Raw genomic sequence first — 19791 nt, 5'->3', positions numbered from 1 at the left:
GGGCGTTCTGGAGGAGATCGACTCAGTCGAGGTAGTCGCGCAGCACCTGCGAACGCGACGGGTGGCGCAGCTTCGACATGGTCTTGGACTCGATCTGGCGGATGCGCTCACGGGTGACCCCGTACACGCGGCCGATCTCGTCCAGGGTCTTCGGCTGGCCGTCGTTGAGGCCGTAACGCATGGAGACCACGCCCGCCTCGCGCTCCGAGAGCGTGCCCAGGATGGACTGGAGCTGCTCCTGGAGGAAGGTGAAGGAGACCGCGTCCGCCGGGACGACCGCCTCGGAGTCCTCGATGAGGTCACCGAACTCGCTGTCGCCCTCCTCACCCAGGGGGGTGTGCAGGGAGATCGGCTCGCGGCCGTACTTCTGGACCTCGATGACCTTCTCGGGGGTCATGTCGAGTTCCTTGCCCAGCTCCTCCGGGGTGGGCTCGCGGCCCAGGTCCTGGAGCATCTGGCGCTGCACGCGGGCGAGCTTGTTGATGATCTCGACCATGTGCACGGGGATGCGGATCGTGCGCGACTGGTCGGCCATGGCGCGCGTGATCGCCTGGCGGATCCACCAGGTCGCGTACGTGGAGAACTTGAAGCCCTTGGTGTAGTCGAACTTCTCCACGGCGCGGATCAGGCCGACGTTGCCCTCCTGGATCAGGTCCAGGAAGAGCATGCCGCGGCCCGTGTAGCGCTTGGCGAGGGAGACCACGAGGCGGAGGTTGGCCTCCAGCAGGTGGTTCTTCGCCCGGCGGCCGTCCTCGACCAGGATCTCGAGCTCGCGCTTGAAGGCGGGCTTGTGGTCCTCCTCCTCTTCGAGCTTGTACTCGGAGAAGAGACCCGCCTCGATGCGCTTGGCGAGCTCCACCTCCTGCTCGGCGTTGAGGAGCGGCACCTTGCCGATGAGCTTGAGGTAGTCCTTGACGGGGTCGGCGGTGGCGCCGGCCACCATGACCGTCTGCGCCGGAGCGTCGTCCTCGTCGTCGTCGGACAGGACGAAGCCCTGGGTGCCGCCGGCCTTGGGAGCCTCGTCCTCGGCCTCGTCGACCAGGTCCTCGGCAGCCCAGTCCTCGCCCTCGACGACGGGGGTCTCGCCCTCGTCGGCGTCCTTGGCGCTGGTCTTCTTCGCCGCGGTCTTCTTCACGGCGGTCTTCTTGGCGGCGGTCTTCTTGACCGTGCGCTTCTTCGGCTCGGCGGCGGCCTCGGCCGACGCCTCGTCCCCGATCGCGGCGGCCGACGAAGCGGATATCGCCGTGGCGGTGGTGGCAGCCGTGGCCGCGGTGGTGACCGCGGTCTTGCGGGCGCCGATGGGGCGCGGCGCGGCGGTGGCCTTCTTGGCCACGGTGCGGGCCGGTGCGGCGGCAGCCTTGCGGGGCTTCTTGGCGGCGGCCTTGGTGGCGGGCGCCGCGCTGACGTGAAGGGCGACACCCTCCTCGTCCAGGACCTGGTTCAGGCTGCGCAGGACCCGCTTCCACTGGTCCACCGGGATGCGGCCGGCCTCGAAGGCCTGGCGCACGTCGTCACCGTTGATGTGACCCTGCTCGCGGCCGCGCTCGACGAGCGCGACGAGGGCCTCGGATTCGGCGATCTCCGGAGGGAACGTACGGGACGGGCTGAGCGACACAAGGAGCCTCTCGTTGCGAACAGATAAGGGTGGGCGGGACATCATCGCGCGAACTCGGGAAACAGACCGGAGGGGGGGTCTGTATTCCGGGCCGCGCGAGGACACCTGTCGGTTCATCGCATGCCCGAGTCGATTCGTTACGCGCTGAATTGAGTGACCTGCGCCACGCTGTGGCCGCGCAACCGATCCGGCGCAGATCCGTCCGCCCTTCAGATCAGCCCGTTTTGCGGGCTTCGATGAGGAAGCGGGCGGTGTGAGCGACGAACGGACCTTCGCGTTCGATCTGTTCGTGGAGCTCGCGCAACCGGTCCCGGTACTGCCCGACCGTGAAGCCGGGCACCATCCAGATCACCTTCCGTAGGAAGTAGATCACGGCTCCGATGTCGTGGAACTCCGTGCGCAGTCGTTCGGAGCGCAGATCGAGGACTTCGAGGCCGGCCGCGGTGGCGTCGGCGACCGCGTCGTCGGGGTGCCGGCCGCGCCGGACCTCCTCCGGCTGCGGGCCGAGGAAGTACTCGACGAGCTCGAAGACGCTCGCCGGACCTACCTGCTGCGAGAGGTAGCTGCCGCCCGGCGTCAGCACCCGCGCGATCTCCTCCCACCAGATGGTCACCGGGTGCCGGCTGGTCACCAGCTCGAAGGCAGCGTCGCCGAAGGGCAGCGGCGGCTCGTCGGCGTCGGCGACCACCACGGCGCCCAGCGGGTGCAGCAGCCGCGTCGCCTTGTCGATGTTGGGCGGCCAGGACTCGGTGGCGACCATCAACGGTGGCAGCGGAGCGCATCCGGCCAGGACCTCACCCCCGCCGGTCTGGATGTCCAGCGCGGACCGGACCTGGGCCAGGCGCTCGCTCATCAGTTTCTGGTAGCCCCAGGAGGGGCGCTGCTCGGTGGCCCGGCCGTCGAGCCAGGAGAAGTCCCAGCCGTCCACGGAGACGGACTCGGCCTCGGCGACAAGATGGTCGAAAGTACGCGTCATGCCTTGATCGTCCCAGGTCGGACGCCCGACAACCACCGGATATGTCGACTACAGTGGTCGGCGGGCCGTGACTGGCGTTCGGGTGGATCACCACCGGGGAGCGGCCCGGCGTACCCGTGGACCTCCGGTACGTCGGCTGCCGCGCGCCTGGGCGAACCGCGATCCGCAGCGACGTTCAGGAGACCCCGTGACGACCGCCCAGACTGCCACCGCCCCTGCCACCGGCTCCGCCCGGCTGATGGACGGCACGGCCCTCGCCCGCCGCATTTCGGAGCAGACCGCCGCCCACGCGGCGAAGATCACGGAGCGCACCGGCACCGCGCCCTGTCTCGCGACCGTGCTGGTCGGCGAGGACCCGGCCTCCGTGACCTACGTCCGCATGAAGCAGAACCGCTGCGCCAAGGCCGGGATCACCTCCCGCCACGTCGAGCTGCCGGCCGAGACCACCACCGAGGAGCTGGTGGCCACCCTCACCGCGCTGTCCGAGGACCCGGAGATCAGCGGCATCCTGCTCCAGCACCCCGTCCCGCACCACATCGACGAGCGCGCCGCCTTCGAGGCCATCGCCCCGGGCAAGGACGTCGACGGGGTCACCATGCACTCCTTCGCCGCCATGGGCTTCGGGCTGCCGGGCTTCGTCTCCTGCACCCCCGGCGGCATCATGCGGCTGCTCGCCGCCTACGACGTCGACCTGACCGGGAAGCACGCCGTCGTCGTCGGCCGCAGCGCGATCCTCGGCAAGCCGGCCGGGATGCTGCTGCTGGAGCAGAACGCCACCGTCACCTACTGCCACTCGCGGACCCAGGACCTGCCCTCGATCGTGCGCCAGGCGGACGTGCTGGTCGCCGCCGTCGGCAAGGCCGAGTTCATCCGCGGCGAGGACATCAAGCCGGGCGCGGTGGTCCTGGACGCCGGGTACAACGAGGGCAACGTCGGCGACGTGCACTTCGAGTCGGCCGCCGCCCGGGCCTCGCTGATCACGCCGGTACCGGGTGGTGTCGGCCCGATGACCATCGCCGTACTGCTGGAGCAGACCGTGCAGGCGGCCGCCGCGCAGGCCGGACTGGACCTCGCGGAGCTCTGATCCCACCGCGCGGATCCCGCACACGCGCACGCACGCCCCGGCCTCGGTCCGGGGCGTCGTGCTTTCCCCGGGAGCCGGGAGCCGGGAGCCGGGAGCCGGTCCGGACGTCCGGGATCCGTGCGCCTCAGGCACCGACCGGGTCGAGTCCGGCGACGGCCCGCTCGGCGGCGGTGAGCGGCGGCGCCTTCAGCGCGCCCCGGTCCGAGGTGCGCAGGACGTGCCAGACCATCGAGGGGCGGATCCAGTGGGTGGGCGCGGTGCTCATGGTGATGACCTCGAACAGGGCGGCGGTGAGCGCCTCATCGGTCGTGGCTCCCGTCATCAGCCGGTCGACGTACCGGTTGAGCAGGCCGGTGCCGGCGCGCGGCTCCATCCCGGTGGCCCCCGGGTAGAGGATGTCCTGCGACGTGGCGAGCTCCCAGGCGGTGCTGACCTGCGGGGCGATCGCACGCTGCGCCTCGCGGCCGATGCCGGGATGCTCCAGCCCCTTCGCCCGCAGCAGGGTGCGTACGGCCAGGATGCCCTGGGCCGCGACGGACATGCCCTGTCCGTACAGCGGGTTGAAGGTGGCGACGGAGTCGCCGACGGCGAAGAACCCGTCGGGCAGCTCGGCCTTCTCGAAGTAGATCCGGCGGTTGGCGGTGCCCTGGGTGACGGCGACGTCCGTCAGGGGCTTGCGGCCCTCCAGGAGCTCACCGACGATCGGGTCGCGGACGGCCTTGGCGAACGGGATGAACGCGTCGGGGTCGTCGGTCGGCTGGCCGCCCCGGGTCCCGGAGAGGGTGGCCTGCCACTGGCCGTTCTCGATGGGCACGACCGTGGCCGTCCGGCCCGGGACGGGCACCCGGGGGTCGGACTGGATGTTGACGATGGGGAAGCCCATCTCGTGGGCTCCGGGCGGGGCTTCGAAGATCCTCGTCGCGTAGACGAGGCCCGAGTCGACCTCGGCCTGCCGGATGCCGCTGACGCCGAGCGCCTGGAGCCAGGTCCGGGCGCGCGAGCCGCGGCCGCTCGCGTCGATCACGAGGTCGGCGGTCACCAGTCGGCCCGCTTCCTCGGGGGTGTCGACCAGCACGCCGGTGACCCGGGACGCCGTGCCCTCCAGGGCGCGGACGCGGCTCCGCTGGAGCGTGGAGACCCCTTGCAGAGCGGTCACCCGGGCGCGGACCACCGCATCGAGGAGATCGCGACTGCAGGAGATGTTGAACTGCTTCTCCCCGAAGCGCGGGATCCAGCCGTGGGCGGTCTTGGTGACCAGGTCGGTGGGCAGGCTGCGGCGGATGGCACCCGCCTTCGTCCAGTCGTCGGTGATGCCGGGCAGGATCTCTTCGATGGCCCGGGCACCGCCCGACCACAGGAGGTGGGTGTGCCGGGCCTGCGGGAGTCCACGGCGCGGGGCCGAACCCCCGGGCAGCGGGTCGGCGTCGATGACGGTGACCGTTGCGTGCTCGGCGAGGACGGCCGCCGCGAGGAGGCCGACCAGACTGCCGCCGATGACGACCGCGTGGCGGGGCGGGGTGGACTGGTTCATCGTGGCGTGCTCTCTGTCAGGGCCGTGCTGAGGGCATCGGCGTGAGGGATGCGGCGACCGGCGGCTGCGGGTCGCGGCGCGGCACGGTGTTTCTCCCTCAGCGGTGGCGCCCTCGGTCGGCGTCCCGCCCTTCGTGCCCGGAACTCCGAGCTGCCCCGAGCGCGCGAGGAGGTCGTCCAAGTGGTCGGCCAGTGACTTCCGGCCCCGGGGCGACAGCCGGCCGGGCCGCGTGACGGTGCTGCGTACGTCGTGTGCCCGTGGTGCGACCCCGGATGGTGGCGAGATCGGGTCGGGCGGCGGCTCGCACCGGCGGATTCTCCATATGTCGACAAGGTGTTCGAGTGAATCGACTTCGCGAAGCCTAGCCCCCCGCCCTCGGCCGAACCAGAGGAACCCCCAACGTTTCCTGCCGTACAGCTCACGAAGGTCGGCATCCCCGGGGGCGGGCGTGCAGGTGCGCGTGGCGGGTGGGGTCCGCGGGTTGTCGGTGCCCTGTCGTAGCCTCGTGTGGTGGATCTCCTCGACCCAACGGGGGTGGGTATGGCGACGTGGCTTCTGGCGTGCAACCAGGAGGAGTTCGAGCTCGACAGGTACCGGCAGGACGGCCACGAACTCAGTTCCTGGAGCGTCGGACGGCACCTTGCGCACCTGGCCGCCGGCGACGAGTTCGTCATGTGGGCGACGGGGCCCGGGGGCGGCCTCGTCGGCAGGGGGCGCATCACCGGTGTCCCGACGCAGCAGGCGGGTTCCCCCGGCGAGTACGGGCAGGAAGACCCCGGAACGCGCTGGCACGCGCCGCTGCCGATCTGACGGGTCGCCCAGGCCGGAACGCCGCAGTGACGCGCACCAATGAGGTGACCCCGTGGGGTGCGCTCGATCCCGCTGGAGCTCCCGACCGGGCAGCGCCTGAACCCCTACGCTGAGGTGCTGGGGAGAACCGTGTCACCAGCCGCACATGGGCGGGGTGTCGTGCCTCACAGGAGCCGGAGTTCACGGAGAGTCAGGTGCTGCCCTGGACGGACAGTGTGATGGGGTGGGTCCGCGCGAGATTGCAGCGCGCGTGGACACAGAGGGGCATAAATGCGGGGCAGCATACGTCGAAACGGGTCGTGGCGGAGAGCGGCGGCCATGATCGTCGCAGTCGGGGCGATCAGCGCGGGCACGGTGATGCCGGCTGCCGCCGATACCGACCTGCCGGAGTACCTCACGAAGATGCGAGCCCAGGAGATGTGGAAGGTGGCGGACGGCACCGGCATCACGGTGGCCGTCATCGACAGCGGCGTCAAGGATGTGCCGGGTTTGGAGGGGCGAGTCCTCCCGGGCGTGTCGTTCATGGAGCCGCCGGTCAACCACCCGGACCAGAAGTACCCGCCGCACGACGATTTCGACGGGCACGGGACCACCATGACCGCGGCGATCGTCGGCGACGGCTCAGCGGGCAGCCCGCGGGGCCTCGCTCCCGGCGCCAAGGTGATGCCCATCCGCACCAGCATCGGCACGGCCATGGCGTTCGGCGCGATCGGCGAAGCCTCCAAGGGCGTTCGGTACGCGGCTGACAACGGCGCCAAAATCATCAACCTGTCCATCGGCGGCTGGTGGTCGTTCGACAAGCTCAGGCCTGCTGTCGAGTACGCCCAGAGCAAGGGCGTGCTTGTTTTCACCGCGATGGGTAACGAAGGCGCGGGAAACAACTCCACCAACCCCATCGCCATACTGCCGGGAATCCTCGGCGTAGGAGCCGTTGACATCAACGGTGACCCCATGCCGTTGTCCTCCCACGGGCAGGACACGGACCTGGCCTCCTTCGGTGGCAAAACCCCGATCCGCTGCAAGGAGAACACCGCCTGGTGCATGTCGGACGGAGGTACCTCGTACGCCACCGCACTGGCCTCCGCCTCCGCCGCACTCGTCTGGTCGGCCCACCCCGACTGGACCGCGAACCAGGTGGCCCGCGTCCTCATCCAGACCGCCGGCGCCCCCCGCGACGGCGTCAAGCGCAACGACTACGTCGGCTACGGAATCCCCCGCCCCAGCAAGGTGCTGCTCGATCGCGCGGGGGACCCGGGGGCACCTGACGTTGACCCCTTGGACGGCCCGGCCCCGGTGAAGGCCGCCACACCCAGCGCCGGTCAAACAGCGGCTGCGGCGCCACGCGCGGAATCAGCGGCTGCGAAAGCCGGCTTCTCCTGGCAGTGGCCGGCACTCGGCGCCGTCGCTGCGGTGTGCCTCGGTCTCGGCATCACGGTGATCGTCAAGCGCCGTCGCCGTTGACCCCGGGCTCGCCAGCCCCGGACGGACATGATGGCTCTCGGTGCTCCGCTGTTCACCCGCAGCTCATGAGTCGCCGACCAACACCTCAACGGCGCATGCCTGCCCCAACTGGGATTACCTCCGGGGTAATCGACCCTCTTCGCGGGCCCCGGCACAGTGGGCGCATCGGGTTCCGGGGCCGCGCACTCGGTCCCGGGATCCGTGTCCCACCCGGCCGTTCGACCTCGATGGAGGCTGATTCCCATGTCCGCGACCCCGCTCGCCGGCTTCGCCCGCAACCGCGTCCCGCAGACCGCGCTGCGCCGGTTCCTCGCCCTCGACTCGGTGGTCACCACCGCCAACGGACTCGCCTACGTCGCCCTGTCCGCCCCGCTCGGCAGGCTGCTCGGGGTCGGGCAGGGGCTGTTGCTGGAACTCGGGATCCTCCTCGTCGCGTACGGGGCCGGCGTCGGATGGCTCGCCTCGCGGCGGCAGCCGCCCGTCCTTCCCGTGAAGCTCGTCATCGAGACGAACTACGTCTGGGCCGCCCTCAGCCTGGCGTCGCTGGCGCTCTGGTTCGAGCCCACCACCGCCGGGCTGCTGTGGATCCCGGCGCAGGCCGTCACCGTGGCCGGCTTCGCCGTGCTCCAGCAGCTCGCCCTGCGCTCGGGCTCAGCCTCCCAGTGACCGCAGGTACTTCACCGTCGCCGGGTCGGCCGGGAGCATCGTCTCGATGGCCAGCTCGGCGACGGTCACGTCCATCGGCGTGTTGAAGGTCGCGATGGACGACACGAAGGACAGCAGGTGCCCGTCGTGCTCGATGACCAGTGGCAGCGCGATGTACGGGGTGGCCTCCTCCGGGGCGCTGTCGCCGCCCGGGCGCTCGGCGACCGGATAGGCCGACACCTCCTCGTACAGGGCGCGCAGCGGCTCGGAGCGGGCCAGTGCGATCTGCCGTTCCATCTGCGCCAGCAGGTGCCCGCGCCACTCCCTGAGGTTGTGGATCCGCGGGGCCAGGCCCTCGGGGTGCAGGGTGATCCGCATGGCGTTCAGCGGCGGGGTCAGCAGGTGCTCCGGCAGCCCGTCCAGCAACATCGCGATGCCCTGGTTGGCGGCGACGACGTCGTACACGGCGTTCACGACCAGGGCCGGGTAGGGCTCGTACCCGGCCAGTAGCCGGGCGATGCCCTCGCGCAGCGTCTCCATCGCCGGGTCGTCCAGCGCGGTGTGCGCGTAGTGCGGGGCATAACCCGCCGCGAGCAGCAGGGAGTTGCGCTCCCGCATCGGTACGTCGAGATGGCCGGCGAGCCGCAGCACCATCTCCTCGCTCGGCCGGGACCGGCCCGTTTCGATGAAACTGATGTGCCGGGACGAGGAGTCCGCGCGGCCCGCCAGCTCCAGCTGGCTGATGCCGCGCCGCTCCCGCCAGGCGCGCAGCAAGGTGCCCACACTCGTCGTCGTCATGCGTACGACGTTAGCTGAGAGGGGTCAGCCCAGGTCGAACACGTTGCGCAGGCCGAGACGGTAGCGCCACCGGTCGTGCCGTTTGGCGGGCTCCAGCTCCGGCGCCCGGTACATCGGATGGACGGCGCACCGCGGGGCGTCGGAACCGTCCCGGTCCAGGAGGGAGTTGACGGCCGCGCGCGCCGAGGCGTTGGCCCCTTCCATCGTCGCGAGGTCGATGTCGACGGCGACGTAGTCCCCGCTCAGGAAGAAGTTCGGGATGCGGGTGCCGGCGCTCGGCCGGTTGTGCAGGGTGCCGACCGGGTGGATCAGCAGCTCGTCCTGATTGGTGGGGTGCGGGGTGCCGATCCCGTCCACGCCCGGGTCCAGGAACCACGAGTGCAGCGCGGAGTCGGTCAGCAGGGTCCGCCCGGTGTCGTTGAGGGAGGCCTTCAGCTGGGCCCACACCTCGCGCGCCGCCTCCTCGCGCGTGCACTGCTTGGCCGTCTTCCCGTACAGGATGCCCGGCTCGTCCCACTCGGAGATGTCCACCGACAGGCAGTCGACCGCCGTTCCGTCGCCGTAGTCGGCCGGGAAGTCGCGGGACGGCCAGTGTTCGGCCTGCTGGATCGCCGTCAACGACCACGGTGAATCGATGCAGTTGAGGTGGCCGTGGACCAGCTCGGCCCGTTCGGTCAGATAGAACTGGATGCCGGTCATCCAGTCCGTCTGTAGCTTGTCGCAGCGCCCCAGCATCGGATCGGCGGCCCGCAGCGCCGCGCTCCAGGTGCGGCGGGCGTGCTCGACGGGCAGGGCGCTCACGTAGTGGTCGGCAGTGACGGTCCGCCCGGCGCCGTCCGGGCCCTCGACGGCGACCCCGCTCACCCGGCCACCTGCGTAGCGCACCTCCCGTACGGTCCAGCCGATCCTGAACTCCACCCCGAGGGAACGGAGATGGGCCTCCCAGGGGTCGATCCAGGCCTCGTTGGTCGGCAGGTTGAGGATCCGGTCGGGCGGGCCGTCCGCCCCGCGCCCCAGCGCGTTGAGGACGAAGGCCTCGCCGAGGGTGCCGACCGTACGGGTGGAGGCTTCCTCGGCCTTGGTCGCCACGATGTTGCGGGTGATGCCGACGGCGAGGATGCGCCGGTACTCGTTCGACATCTGCTCCGCGCGCACGAAGTCCCACCACGGCGTCCGCTCCCAGACCTCCTCGCGCCGCTCGTCGCAGCTGGTCAGGAAGACCAGCACGCGGTCGACGAAGTACGCCGTCTCGTGCGGCGGGAGCCGGACCAGTGTCTGCAGGATGCCGGCGAGGGCGCGCCGGATCTCCTCGGGCGTCAGTTCGGCGGGGGAGTGCCCGGGCCAGGGGATCGGTCCGCGAAGGTCCTCGCGCCCGGCCGCCCGGGCGAACATCATCTCGCGCGGAGCGACGAGGTTGTCCCACACCCCGGCCGCGTTCCCGGGGAACGGGATGCGCCGCATGGTGTCGGGCAGGTTGTGGTAGATGCCGGGGATGAAACGGAAGCCGTGCTCGGCGGGCAGCGGCCGGCGCCCGCCGCGGGCGCTGCCGGGTACGTCCATGCTGCGCGCCTTGCCGCCGAGGGCCCGCCGCTCGTACACGGTCACGGCGTATCCGCGCTCGGCGAGTTCGTGCGCCGCCGTCAGGCCCGCCACCCCGCCGCCGAGCACCGCGACGCGCCGTCCGGCGGGCGCCGGTCCGGCCCCGGCAGCTGCCGCAGGAGCCGCCCCGGCCCCGGCCAGGACCGCCCCGGCGGCGGTCGCCGCGCCCGCGCCCGCGATGAACGTACGCCTGGAACTTCCTGTGCCCGCCATGACGGATGCCCCCTCGTTACCGCAGGTAACAGTGCGTTCGGCGCAGGAGCATATGGGGGGTGCGCCGGACCTGGAAGGTGTAGGAGCACCCGAGCGCACTATGGCGCGAAAGGATTGGCCCGGTGTGCACTGTGGGAACCTTGACTACACGTCACGGGGAAAAGGAGCCGGTGCATGCCGAGTGAGCCGCTGTCACAGAAGGAGATCGAGGACCGGTTGCGGGAACTCCCCGGCTGGGCCTTCGAGGACGACCGGATCTTCCGCACCTACCGGCTGGGCACGCACTTCGCCGCGAGCGCCCTCGTCGTCCACATCTCCTCCGTTCAGGAGGAGTTGAACCACCACTCCGACCTGACGCTCGGCTACAACACGGTCCGGCTCTCCGTGAACAGCCATGATGCGGGCGGCGTGGTGACGGAGTCCGACTTCGCCCTCGCCGAACGCGTCGAGGCCCTCGCCCCGGCCCACGGCGCGAGCTGATGACCACGCACATACCGTCCGTGAGATCCCTGCTCGACTACGACGCCGAGGCCGAGGCCTACGACGCCACCCGCGGCGGCGTCCCGCGCGCCGAGGCCGCGGCCGCCGCCGTCCTCGAGCTGCTTCCCGCCGACGCGCGCACCCTCCTCGACCTCGGCTGCGGCACCGGCATCGTCACCAGCCGGATCAGCCGCCCCGCCCTGCGGGTCCTGGGCGCGGACGCCTCCCACGGCATGGCCGCGATCGCGGTGCGGCGCGGCATCCCGGTGACCCTCGCCGACGCCGCCCGGCTGCCGGTCCGGTCGCAGTCCGTGGACGCGGTCAGCGCGGTGTGGCTGCTGCACCTGCTGCGCGAGCCGGGACTGGTGCCGGCGGTGATCGCCGAGGCCGCCCGCGTGTTGCGGCCCGGCGGGGTCTTCCTCGCCACCGTGGACAAGGACTCGGCGCACGACGTCGGCAGCGACATCGACGCCGTCTTCGCCGCACACCTGACCCCGACCCCCTCGGACGCCTCCGGGGAGGTCGAGGCCTACGCGGCCAGGGCGGGCCTGCTGGCGGTCGGCGAGGCCCTCTTCACCGGCCGAGGCCAGGGCCGTACCCCGCGCGGCTCCGCCAAGTCCCTGCTCGCGGGCCGGTACGCCTCCCGGATCGTCCCGCGCGGCATCACCGCACAGGAGCTGGCGGCCCGGCTGGAACTGCTGCCGGACCAGGACGTCCCGCGCGCGGAGCCGACGTACCGCATACGCAGCTTCGTACGCGTCTGACCCGCGCGAAGGCCCGCCCGGAGCCGGGAGCGGACTCGGACCCCGAACCCGAACCCGGATCGCGTCACACGTCGAACTCGGCAGGGTCCGGCCCGATCCGCCGGCCCGCCGCGCCCGCGCCCAGAGCGTCCAGCGCCGCCATGTCCGCGGCCGCCAGCTCGAAGCCGAACACGTCCAGGTTCTCCCGGATGCGCGCGGGGGTCACCGACTTCGGGATCACGATGTTCCCGTGCTGGAGGTGCCAGCGCAGTACCACCTGCGCAGCACTGCGCCCGTACGCGGCGGCGATCGCGGCCACGGCCGGGAGGGTCAGCAGCTCCTTGCCCTGGCCCAGCGGGGACCAGGCCTCGGTGGCGATCCCGCGCCCGGCGTGCACGGCGCGCAGTTCGGCCTGCGGGAAGAGCGGGTGCAGCTCGACCTGGTTCACGGCCGGGACCAGCTCGCTCTCGGCGGCGATGCGCTCCAGGTCGGCCGGGCGGAAGTTCGACACGCCGACCGCCTTGGCGCGGCCGCTCGCCGCGATCTCCTCGAAGGTCTTCCAGATGGCGGCGAAGTCGTCGCGCATCGGCCGCGGCCAGTGGATCAGGTACAGGTCGACGTGGTCCAGGCGCAGCTTGGCCAGGGAATCGTCGAAGGCGCGCAGCACTTGGTCACGGCCCCACTCCTGCTTCCGGCCGTTCCACAGCTTGGTGGTGACGAACAGCTCCTCGCGCGCCAGCCCGGAGGCGGCGACGGCCTTGCCGGTGCCCGCCTCGTTGCCGTAGATGGCGGCCGTGTCGATGCTGCGGTAACCGGCCTCCAGGGCCGTCCCGACGGCGCGTTCCGCCTCCGCGTCCGGCACCTGCCAGACGCCGTAGCCGAGCTGGGGCATGAGCGTGCCGTTGTTGAGCTTGATGGCGGGGACCTGGTTCACGTCTGGTCGTTCCCTCACGTCGGAGCGTTGGTGCGTTGATGCGGCGATGGTGGTGGAGCGCTGCACGAGGGGCGATAACCGGCCCCTCGTGCGACGTATTCCCGCCAATGTTTTCGTGCGCGTCCTCATGAGGTCCCGAGGTACGCCTCCCGCACCAGCGGGTTCGCCCTGACCTCGGCCGCAGTGCCCTCGGCCAGCACCGTCCCCAGGTCCAGGACGACGACCCGCGCGCACAGCTCCATCACGAAGGCCACGTTGTGCTCGACCAGCAGCACCGCGCAGCCCTCCCGCTCCGCCAGCGCACGCACGACCTCCGCGAGCCGGCCGCGCTCGGGCGCGGACATGCCCGACGCCGGCTCGTCCAGCAGCAGCACCCGGGGCGGATCGGCCACCGCACGGGCCAGCTCCACCATCCGGGCCTGCCCGACGGGCAGCCCGCCGGCGTACGAGGCCCCGAGCGCGCCGATCCCGCAGTCGGCCAGCACCCGCTGGCCGCGGGCCCGGCGCTCGCGCTCCCGGGCCCGCCGGGCCGGCAGGGCGAGGAGATCGGCGGCCGGCCCGCCCCCGCCGCCCTGCCACTCCTGCGCCACCAGCACGTTGTCGGCCACGCTCAGCTGCCCGAATAACTGCTGCCGCTGGAACGTCCGGCGTATCCCGTGCCGGGCCCGCCAGACGGGGGAGCGGCGGGTGACGTCCACCCCGTCGAGCAGCATCCGCCCCTGGTCGGGGCGGCGGATCCCGGACAACACGTCGAACAGCGTGGTCTTCCCGGCGCCGTTCGGCCCGATCAGCCCGCACACCTCGCCCGCGCGCACCCCGAGGTCCATCCCGGCCAGCGCCCGGACGCCGCCGAAGCGCACACCGACCCCGCGGGCCTCGAGTACGTACCCGCCCCCGCTCATGTCGCCATCCCCAGGTAGGCCTCGGTGAGCCGGTCCGCCTCCACCTCGGCCCGGGGCCCGCACCAGGAGACCCGGCCCTGGGAGAGGTAGGCCACGGTGTCGGCGATCCCGAGGATCTCGGCCGCCTTCTCCTCCACCAGGAGCAGCGCCGTTCCCGCGGCGCGGAGCTCGGTGAGCAGTGCGTACACCTCCTCCACCACGCGCGGGGCGAGCCCGAGCGAAGGTTCGTCGGCGATCAGCACCGCGGGCGGCTGCTGGAGCAGTGGAGCCAGGGCCAGCATCTGCTGCTCCCCGCCCGAGAGCGCTCCGGCGGGGATCGCGCGCCGCTCCGCGAGCCGCGGGAAGCGTGCGTAGACGGCGGCCCGGGCGTCGGCGTCGTGCAGGTACAGGGCCAGGTTCTCCTCGATGGTGAGCGCGGGGAAGATCCCGCGTCCCTCGGGAGCGAGCAGCACCCCGGCCCGCGACCGGCGCACGGGCCCGTCCCGGGTCGCGTCCCGCCCGCCCACGTACACCGCCCCGGCCCCGACCGGCAGCAGCCCGGCGGCGACCCGGCAGGCGGTGCTCTTCCCGGCCCCGTTCGGCCCGAGCACGGCGAGGATCTCGCCCGCGCGGACGGTGAGGTCGACTCCGTGCAGCACGAGCCCGCCGTCGTACCCGGCGGTGACGCCCCGCAGCTCCAGGGCACATTCAGCCCCGCCGGCATTCGAGGCGCGGGGGTCCGGGGGCGGAGCCCCCGTCGGGTCCGGGGCGGAGCCCCGGGAAGCGGTGGCGGGCCGTTCCGTCGAGCCCGGCTGCACGGGGGTCCGGGGCGGTGGCCCCGCCGCGCGCCGCCGCGCCAGCCGCACCGGCACCGCCGCGCAGTACCCGTCCGGATCATTGGCCAGAGCCAGGCCCGCCAGCCCGAAGAGGATCACCGGCAGGTGCGCCGACGCCGTCACGTGGTCCGCCAGCAGCGGTGGAGCGACGGCGAACACCAGCCCTGCCACCACCGCGTACTGGGGCCTGCGCACACCCGCCGCCACGACCACCGCCAGCCACACCAGCCCGGTCATCGCCGTGAAGTCCGTCGCCGTGATCCGGGTGTTGTACGACGCGTACAGCACGCCCCCGAACCCGGCCAGCCCCGCCGACAGGGTGAACAGCAGCAGTTTCGTGCGCAGTACGGAGACCCCCGAGGCGACCGCCGCCGCCGGGGCCGACCGTACCGCCAGCATCGCCCGCCCCGACGGGGAGTTGCGCAGCGCGGTCAGCCCGGCCGCCACCACCGCGACCAGCACCACCAGGGCGACCGCCAGCGCCCGGTCGTCGGAGAGGTCCACCGGTCCGAACACCGGTCGCGGGATCGACCATCCCGCATCGCCGTTGCGCAGCCAGCGCAGCTGGAACAGCACCTGATCGGCCAGGAAGGCCAGCGCCAGCGTGGCCAGGGCCAGGGACCTGCCCCCCAGCCGCAGTGCCGGCAGTGCGACGAGCGCCCCCAACAGGGCCGCCGCGCAGGTGCCCACCGCCAGCGCGGCCACGAAGGGCCAGCCCCGGCTCATGAGCAGCCCGGCCACGAGTGCGGCGCCGGTCACGAAGGTGCCCTGCGCCAGCGACACCATCGCCCCGAGTCCGGTCACCACCGTGAAGGACATGAACACGAGCGCGATGGCCAGCCCCTGCGCCAGTAGCCCGCTCCAGAAGGGGGTGGTCACGGTGTAGAGCGCCACGCTCAGCGTTGCCGCACCCGCGGCCCACACCCCCCACCGTCGCCCCCACGGGGCCCCGGCCAGATGGTCGATCGGCGGCGCGTCCACGGCCGCGACCCCCGCCGTGCGCGCCGTACGGGTCAGCACCAGCAGTCCGCCGAACAGGATCAGGAAGGGTACGGCCGTCCGGAAGCCGGTGACGGACTCCGCGAAGGACGCGTATCCGGCCACCAGGTTCTGCAGCACTCCCAGCCCGAGTCCGCCCGCGAAGGCGAGCGGCACGGAAGCGAACCGCCCGATGACCGCCGCCGTGGCCGACACGAACAGGAAGAGGGTGAAGTCGTGCGCCGACAGCCCGAGCAGCGGGGTCGCCAGCACCCCCGCGAGGCCCGCCAGGCCCGACGCGATCATCCAGGCCACCGACGACAGCCGGTCGGCACTGATGCCGCGCAGTTCGGTCAGCGAGCGGTTGTCGACGGCGGCCCGCAGCTGCAACCCAAGCCGCGTGTGCCGCATCAGCACCCACAGGGCCACCGCCACCACGGCCGTCACCACCCAGGTGATCAGTTGGTCGGAGTCGATGCCGACGCCGTCCGCGAGCTGCCAGGACCGCGCGGGGCTGGGCCCCACTCCCGGCAGCCCGAACTGGTTCTCCGCCGGCTTCACCGGCGCGCCCGCCCCGGCCAGCAGTTCGACCAGCCACAGCCCGGCGGCCGGCAGCGCCACCAGCAGCCCGATGGTGGCCACGATCTGCGCGGTCTCGCCGACCCGGGCGAGCCTTCGGAACATCAGCCGGTCCAGCCCCCAGCCGAGACCGGGGGCCAGGACGCAGACCACCAGCAGGGCGGCCGGGACGGCGGGCCAGCCCCACCCCGAGTGCAGCTCGTAGAAGGTGAGCGCGCACAGGTAGGCGGTGGCCCCGTGCGCGAAGTTGAACAGTCCGGACGCCGAGTACGACAACACCAGCCCGGTGGCGAGCAGTGCGTACAGGGCGCCGGAGACCAGACCGCTCAGTACGAAGACGAGCAGATCCCCCATGTCGCGGCCCTACTTGAAGGGGATGGGTTCGTAGCACTTGAACGGTACGGAGACCTCGTACGCGCCGTTCTTCAGCTGTACGAGTGCCCCGCAGCCGAAGCTGTCCTTCTGTCCCTTGGGCTCCGCGCGGTCGCCGACGAGCGTGCCGGTGTCGGAGAAGCCCCGTGCGGCGGCCTGGAAGGACTCGACGGTCAGCTCCTTTCCGGCCTTCTGCGCGATGGCGAGGAAGAGGTCGGCCGACATGTACCCGGTGAGCATGTGCATGCTCAGGGGTACTTCCTGGCCGCCCGCGGCCGCCTTGATGTCGGCCTTGAACTGCGCCATCTTCGGATCGGTCGACTCGAAGGGCTGGAACTGCAGCAGCACGTGCACCCCGTCGAGGGCCTGCTTGGTGGCGTCTTTGGCGAGCAGCCCGGGGTCGTAGTCGGTCGGGTCGGAGAGCAGCCCCTGGTAGCCGCTGCGCTTGAGCGCGGTGAACAGGCCGATGTTGTTCGGGGTCTGCATGACGGAGACGACGGCGTCCGGCGCCTTGCCGCCGTTGGCGGCGAGGATCTCCTTCACGTACGCGGACCAGTCGCTCGGGACGGCGGTGGCGGGCACGGAGGCCTTGGCGTAGGAGACCTCGAACCCGGCACTGGTGAAGCCCTGCTGGAAGGTCCGGATGCCGAACTTGCCGGCGTCGCTGTCGTTGGCGATGATCGCGACCGATTTGCCCCGGGCCCCGCCGAGGATCTGGCCGATGCCCTCGGGCCAGGTCTGGTTGAGGGTGCCGCCGGGGGTGGGAACCAGGCAGCCGTTGAAGCCGTAGATGTGCTGGGGTCCGCAGAAGGCGGGCAGGGTGCCCCAGCCGAAGGTGGGGACCTTCTCCTGCTCCAGGAAGTCGGCCCCGGAGAAGGTCACCGAGCTCATGGGGGAGACGGCGAAGACCTTGTCCTGTTGGACGAGTTTGCGGGCCGCGGCCAGGTTCTTGGCGGGGTCCTGGCCGTCGTCCTCCGCGCCGAGGTAGTCGATCTTGCGTCCGTTGATCCCGCCCTCGGCGTTGGCCCGGAGGTAGCGGGCCTTGGCGCCGAGGTCGGTGTCCTTCTTGCTGTAGCCGCTGGCGCTGGTCATCGACACGATCCCGCCGACCTTGATCGAGGTGTCGCTCACCCCGCGGGAGTTGCCGGGCGCCTCGCCCGGCTTGCCGGGGGACGCGCCGCCGGTGGAGGCGGAGTTGCAGGCGGAGACGAGTGCGAGAGCCGCCGCCGCGGCGGCCAGGGTGCGGATCGGTCGCAACATGTCGGGGATCCCCTCCGGTTGGAATCCCCGCATTCTGTGCGGGACCTGACGGATCGTCAATGATGTCGACGAGTAGAAATGGCGGCCCGTCAGTTGTGGGGTAAAGGCACCCGGCGGACGGCCCGGACCTGCGCCGCGACCGCCCCCGGCCGGACCAGGCTCAGGAGGAGTACAGGGCCGCGACCTCCTTTGCGTACGCCTTCTCGATCGCCCGGCGCTTGAGCTTCAGCGAGGGGGTCAGCAGACCCCGCTCCTCCGTGAACTGCTCACCCAGCACCCGGAAGGTGCGGATCGCCTCCGCCTGTGAGACCAGGGTGTTCGCGGCCACCACCGCCCGGCGCACCTCCGCCGTCAACTCGGGGTCACCCACCAGCTGCGCCGCCGGCAACTGCGGCCGGCCGCGCATCGACAGCCAGTGGGCGATCCCGTCCATGTCCAGGGTGAGCAGCGCCGCGATGTACGGCCGGTCGTTGCCCACCAGCACGCACTGCGACACCAGCGGATGGGAACGGACCCGCTCCTCCAGCGCGGCGGGCGCGACGCTCTTGCCGTTGGAGGTCACCAGGATGTCCTTCTTGCGCCCGGTGATGGTCAGGTACCCGTCCGCGTCCAGCCGGCCCAGGTCGCCGGTGGCCAGCCAGCCGCCGCGCAGGACCGCTTCCGTGGCCCGGGGGTCGTTGAGGTACCCGGAGAAGATGTGGCTGCCGTGCAGCCAGACCTCCCCGTCGTCCGCGATGTGCACCGTACTGCCCGGGATCGGTCGCCCCACCGTGCCGTACTTGGTCGCACCGGGCGGGTTCGCGGTGGCCGCCGCGCACGACTCGGTTAGCCCGTACCCCTCGAACACCGTGATACCGGCACCGTCGAGGAACAGCCCCAGGCGGCGGGACATCGCCGACCCGCCCGACATGGCGTGCCGCACCCGGCCGCCCATGGCCTCGCGGACCTTTCCGTAGACGAGCCGGTCGAAGAGCTGGTGCTCCATGCGCAGCGCGGCCGAGGGCCCCGGCCCGGCGCCGAAGGCCTTGCGCTCGCGCGCCTCCGCGTACCGCACGGCCGTCTCCACCGCCCGGTCGAAGGGGCCCGTACGCCCCTCCGCCTCCGCCTTGCGGCGGGCGCCCGCGAAGACCTTCTCGAAGACGTGCGGGACCCCCAGCACGAAGGTCGGTCGGAAGGCGGCCAGGTCCGGCAGCAACTCGGCCGCCGCCAGTGCCGGTTGGTGGCCCAGCTTCACCCGGGCCCGGACGGCGGCCACCTCCACCATCCGCCCGAACACGTGCGCCAGCGGCAGGAAGAGCAGGGTGGACGGCTCCTCGCCCTGCCGGGCCCGGAAGACCGACTCCCAGCGGCTGACCAGGGTGTCGGTCTCGTACATGAAGTTGGCGTGCGTGAGCACGCACCCCTTCGGCCGGCCCGTCGTCCCAGAGGTGTAGATGACGGTGGCGGTCGCGCCGGGCGTCACGGCACCCCGATGACGGTGCACGACGCCCTCGGCGACCCCGCGGCCGTCGGCGACGATCTCGTCCACGGCCCCGGCGTCGAGCTGCCACAGCCGACGCAGGTGGGGGAGCCGGTCGATGACCGATCCGACCGTCATGGCCTGGTCCTCGTCCTCGACCACGCAGGCCGTGCAGTCGGAGTCGAAGAGGATCCAGTGCACCTGATCGGCAGAGGACGTCGGATACACCGGGACGGGCTGGGCGCCGATCGCCCACAGGGCGAAGTCGAAGAGGGTCCACTCGTACCGGGTGCGGGACATGACGGCGACCCGGTCGCCGAACCGCACCCCCTGGGCCAGCAGTCCGCGGGCGAGCGCGAGCACCTCGGCGGCCAGCTCCCGGGACGTCACGTCCCGCCAGACCCCGTCGGTCTTCCGGCCGAGCACCACCCGGTCCGGCTCCTCGCGGGCGTGCTGGAAGACGATGTCGGCCAGGCCGCCGACGGGTGCGCCCGTGACGACCGGTGGGACGGTGATCTCGCGCAAGGCCCCGCTCCT

The 19791-nt window shown here is 71.9% G+C and carries 16 protein-coding genes and 1 riboswitch; of the genes, 6 read left to right on the top strand and 10 right to left on the bottom strand.

The genetic code is table 11. The annotated features are described in order from the left end of the window. Window positions 1-22: 22 nt before the first annotated feature. Both ACIQK6_RS34805 and ACIQK6_RS34800 read right to left on the bottom strand, forming a co-directional pair. Window positions 23-1615 carry an RNA polymerase sigma factor gene (locus ACIQK6_RS34805; protein ID WP_329097616.1) on the bottom strand — a complete coding sequence of 531 codons (1593 nt, stop codon included), beginning with the start codon at window positions 1613-1615 and terminating at the stop codon, window positions 23-25. 214 nt (window positions 1616-1829) lie between these two features. After that, the gene (locus tag ACIQK6_RS34800) at window positions 1830-2591 is read right to left on the bottom strand and encodes a class I SAM-dependent methyltransferase (RefSeq protein WP_329097614.1); all 762 of its coding nucleotides are present in this window, start codon (window positions 2589-2591) and stop codon (window positions 1830-1832) included. Between the two features lie 57 nt (window positions 2592-2648). Then, a riboswitch (ZMP/ZTP riboswitch) is annotated at window positions 2649-2751 on the top strand. Between the two features lie 78 nt (window positions 2752-2829). On the opposite strand from ACIQK6_RS34800, the gene ACIQK6_RS34795 reads away from it, so the two are divergent. After that, entirely contained in the window at window positions 2830-3675 is an 846-nt protein-coding gene (locus ACIQK6_RS34795; protein ID WP_329107508.1) for a bifunctional 5,10-methylenetetrahydrofolate dehydrogenase/5,10-methenyltetrahydrofolate cyclohydrolase, read from the top strand. A gap of 124 nt (window positions 3676-3799) precedes the next feature. Here the strand turns inward: ACIQK6_RS34795 and ACIQK6_RS34790 are convergent, their stop codons facing one another. Further along, window positions 3800-5206, bottom strand: coding sequence for an FAD-dependent oxidoreductase (locus ACIQK6_RS34790; RefSeq protein WP_329097612.1), 1407 nt, complete (start codon window positions 5204-5206; stop codon window positions 3800-3802). A 540-nt stretch (window positions 5207-5746) separates the two neighbouring features. On the opposite strand from ACIQK6_RS34790, the gene ACIQK6_RS34785 reads away from it, so the two are divergent. From ACIQK6_RS34785 to ACIQK6_RS34775, 3 genes are all read left to right on the top strand, one after another. Next, a complete protein-coding gene (locus ACIQK6_RS34785; RefSeq protein ID WP_329097610.1) occupies window positions 5747-6016 on the top strand; it encodes a hypothetical protein in 270 nt (89 codons plus the stop codon). 318 nt (window positions 6017-6334) lie between these two features. Continuing rightward, window positions 6335-7477 carry a S8 family serine peptidase gene (locus ACIQK6_RS34780; RefSeq protein ID WP_329097608.1) on the top strand — a complete coding sequence of 381 codons (1143 nt, stop codon included), beginning with the start codon at window positions 6335-6337 and terminating at the stop codon, window positions 7475-7477. 243 nt (window positions 7478-7720) lie between these two features. Further along, window positions 7721-8143, top strand: a complete 423-nt coding sequence (locus ACIQK6_RS34775; RefSeq protein ID WP_329097607.1) for a hypothetical protein — start codon at window positions 7721-7723, stop codon at window positions 8141-8143. Here the strand turns inward: ACIQK6_RS34775 and ACIQK6_RS34770 are convergent. Together ACIQK6_RS34770 and ACIQK6_RS34765 are read right to left on the bottom strand one after the other, a co-directional pair. Next, window positions 8129-8920 carry a helix-turn-helix transcriptional regulator gene (locus ACIQK6_RS34770; RefSeq protein WP_329097606.1) on the bottom strand — a complete coding sequence of 264 codons (792 nt, stop codon included), beginning with the start codon at window positions 8918-8920 and terminating at the stop codon, window positions 8129-8131. The genes ACIQK6_RS34775 and ACIQK6_RS34770 overlap by 15 nt on opposite strands. Window positions 8921-8944: 24 nt before the next feature. Continuing rightward, the gene (locus ACIQK6_RS34765; RefSeq protein ID WP_329097604.1) at window positions 8945-10732 is read right to left on the bottom strand and encodes an FAD-dependent oxidoreductase; all 1788 of its coding nucleotides are present in this window, start codon (window positions 10730-10732) and stop codon (window positions 8945-8947) included. 174 nt (window positions 10733-10906) lie between these two features. Here ACIQK6_RS34765 and ACIQK6_RS34760 point away from each other — a divergent pair, with 174 nt between their 5' ends. Together ACIQK6_RS34760 and ACIQK6_RS34755 are read left to right on the top strand one after the other, a co-directional pair. Next, window positions 10907-11212 (top strand): 4a-hydroxytetrahydrobiopterin dehydratase, encoded by a 306-nt coding sequence (locus ACIQK6_RS34760; RefSeq protein ID WP_329097603.1) that lies wholly within the window; start codon window positions 10907-10909, stop codon window positions 11210-11212. Beyond that, window positions 11212-11976, top strand: coding sequence for a class I SAM-dependent methyltransferase (locus ACIQK6_RS34755; protein ID WP_329097601.1), 765 nt, complete (start codon window positions 11212-11214; stop codon window positions 11974-11976). The genes ACIQK6_RS34760 and ACIQK6_RS34755 overlap by 1 nt, the downstream gene beginning before the upstream one ends. A 64-nt stretch (window positions 11977-12040) precedes the next feature. Here ACIQK6_RS34755 and ACIQK6_RS34750 read toward each other — a convergent pair whose 3' ends face one another. The 5 genes from ACIQK6_RS34750 to ACIQK6_RS34730 all read right to left on the bottom strand — a co-directional run bounded on the left by ACIQK6_RS34750 (window position 12041) and on the right by ACIQK6_RS34730 (window position 19779). Beyond that, window positions 12041-12889 carry an aldo/keto reductase gene (locus tag ACIQK6_RS34750; protein ID WP_329097599.1) on the bottom strand — a complete coding sequence of 283 codons (849 nt, stop codon included), beginning with the start codon at window positions 12887-12889 and terminating at the stop codon, window positions 12041-12043. A gap of 125 nt (window positions 12890-13014) precedes the next feature. Beyond that, window positions 13015-13791, bottom strand: coding sequence for an ABC transporter ATP-binding protein (locus ACIQK6_RS34745; protein ID WP_402696556.1), 777 nt, complete (start codon window positions 13789-13791; stop codon window positions 13015-13017). Then, window positions 13788-16517: an ABC transporter permease subunit gene (locus tag ACIQK6_RS34740; protein ID WP_329097596.1), complete on the bottom strand. Its 2730-nt coding sequence runs from the start codon at window positions 16515-16517 to the stop codon at window positions 13788-13790. The genes ACIQK6_RS34745 and ACIQK6_RS34740 overlap by 4 nt, the downstream gene beginning before the upstream one ends. Window positions 16518-16526: 9 nt before the next feature. Beyond that, window positions 16527-17795 carry an ABC transporter substrate-binding protein gene (locus ACIQK6_RS34735; RefSeq protein WP_329097594.1) on the bottom strand — a complete coding sequence of 423 codons (1269 nt, stop codon included), beginning with the start codon at window positions 17793-17795 and terminating at the stop codon, window positions 16527-16529. Window positions 17796-17955: 160 nt separating this feature from the next. Beyond that, on the bottom strand, window positions 17956-19779 hold the full coding sequence (locus ACIQK6_RS34730; RefSeq protein WP_329097592.1) for an AMP-dependent synthetase/ligase: 1824 nt from the start codon (window positions 19777-19779) through the stop codon (window positions 17956-17958). Window positions 19780-19791 lie beyond the last annotated feature (12 nt).

The sequence above is a fragment of the Streptomyces sp. NPDC091682 genome, assembly GCF_044756625.1.
Classification (GTDB): Bacteria; Actinomycetota; Actinomycetes; order Streptomycetales; family Streptomycetaceae; genus Streptomyces.
The sequence above is the reverse complement of the archived record's forward strand: the minus strand, read 5'-3'. Positions and strand labels throughout refer to the sequence as shown.

Bases quoted from the DNA above. Each gene is read 5' to 3' on its own strand.
- ACIQK6_RS34800 (WP_329097614.1), bottom strand. From the start codon at position 2,591: ATGACGCGTACTTTCGACCATCTTGTCGCCGAGGCCGAGTCCGTCTCC.
- ACIQK6_RS34745 (WP_402696556.1), bottom strand. From the start codon at position 13,791: ATGAGCGGGGGCGGGTACGTACTCGAGGCCCGCGGGGTCGGTGTGCGC.
- ACIQK6_RS34755 (WP_329097601.1), top strand. From the start codon at position 11,212: ATGACCACGCACATACCGTCCGTGAGATCCCTGCTCGACTACGACGCC.
- ACIQK6_RS34780 (WP_329097608.1), top strand. From the start codon at position 6,335: ATGATCGTCGCAGTCGGGGCGATCAGCGCGGGCACGGTGATGCCGGCT.
- ACIQK6_RS34775 (WP_329097607.1), top strand. From the start codon at position 7,721: ATGTCCGCGACCCCGCTCGCCGGCTTCGCCCGCAACCGCGTCCCGCAG.
- ACIQK6_RS34765 (WP_329097604.1), bottom strand. From the start codon at position 10,732: ATGGCGGGCACAGGAAGTTCCAGGCGTACGTTCATCGCGGGCGCGGGC.
- ACIQK6_RS34785 (WP_329097610.1), top strand. From the start codon at position 5,747: ATGGCGACGTGGCTTCTGGCGTGCAACCAGGAGGAGTTCGAGCTCGAC.
- ACIQK6_RS34790 (WP_329097612.1), bottom strand. From the start codon at position 5,206: ATGAACCAGTCCACCCCGCCCCGCCACGCGGTCGTCATCGGCGGCAGT.
- ACIQK6_RS34760 (WP_329097603.1), top strand. From the start codon at position 10,907: ATGCCGAGTGAGCCGCTGTCACAGAAGGAGATCGAGGACCGGTTGCGG.
- ACIQK6_RS34740 (WP_329097596.1), bottom strand. From the start codon at position 16,517: ATGGGGGATCTGCTCGTCTTCGTACTGAGCGGTCTGGTCTCCGGCGCC.
- ACIQK6_RS34795 (WP_329107508.1), top strand. From the start codon at position 2,830: ATGGACGGCACGGCCCTCGCCCGCCGCATTTCGGAGCAGACCGCCGCC.
- ACIQK6_RS34770 (WP_329097606.1), bottom strand. From the start codon at position 8,920: ATGACGACGACGAGTGTGGGCACCTTGCTGCGCGCCTGGCGGGAGCGG.
- ACIQK6_RS34735 (WP_329097594.1), bottom strand. From the start codon at position 17,795: ATGTTGCGACCGATCCGCACCCTGGCCGCCGCGGCGGCGGCTCTCGCA.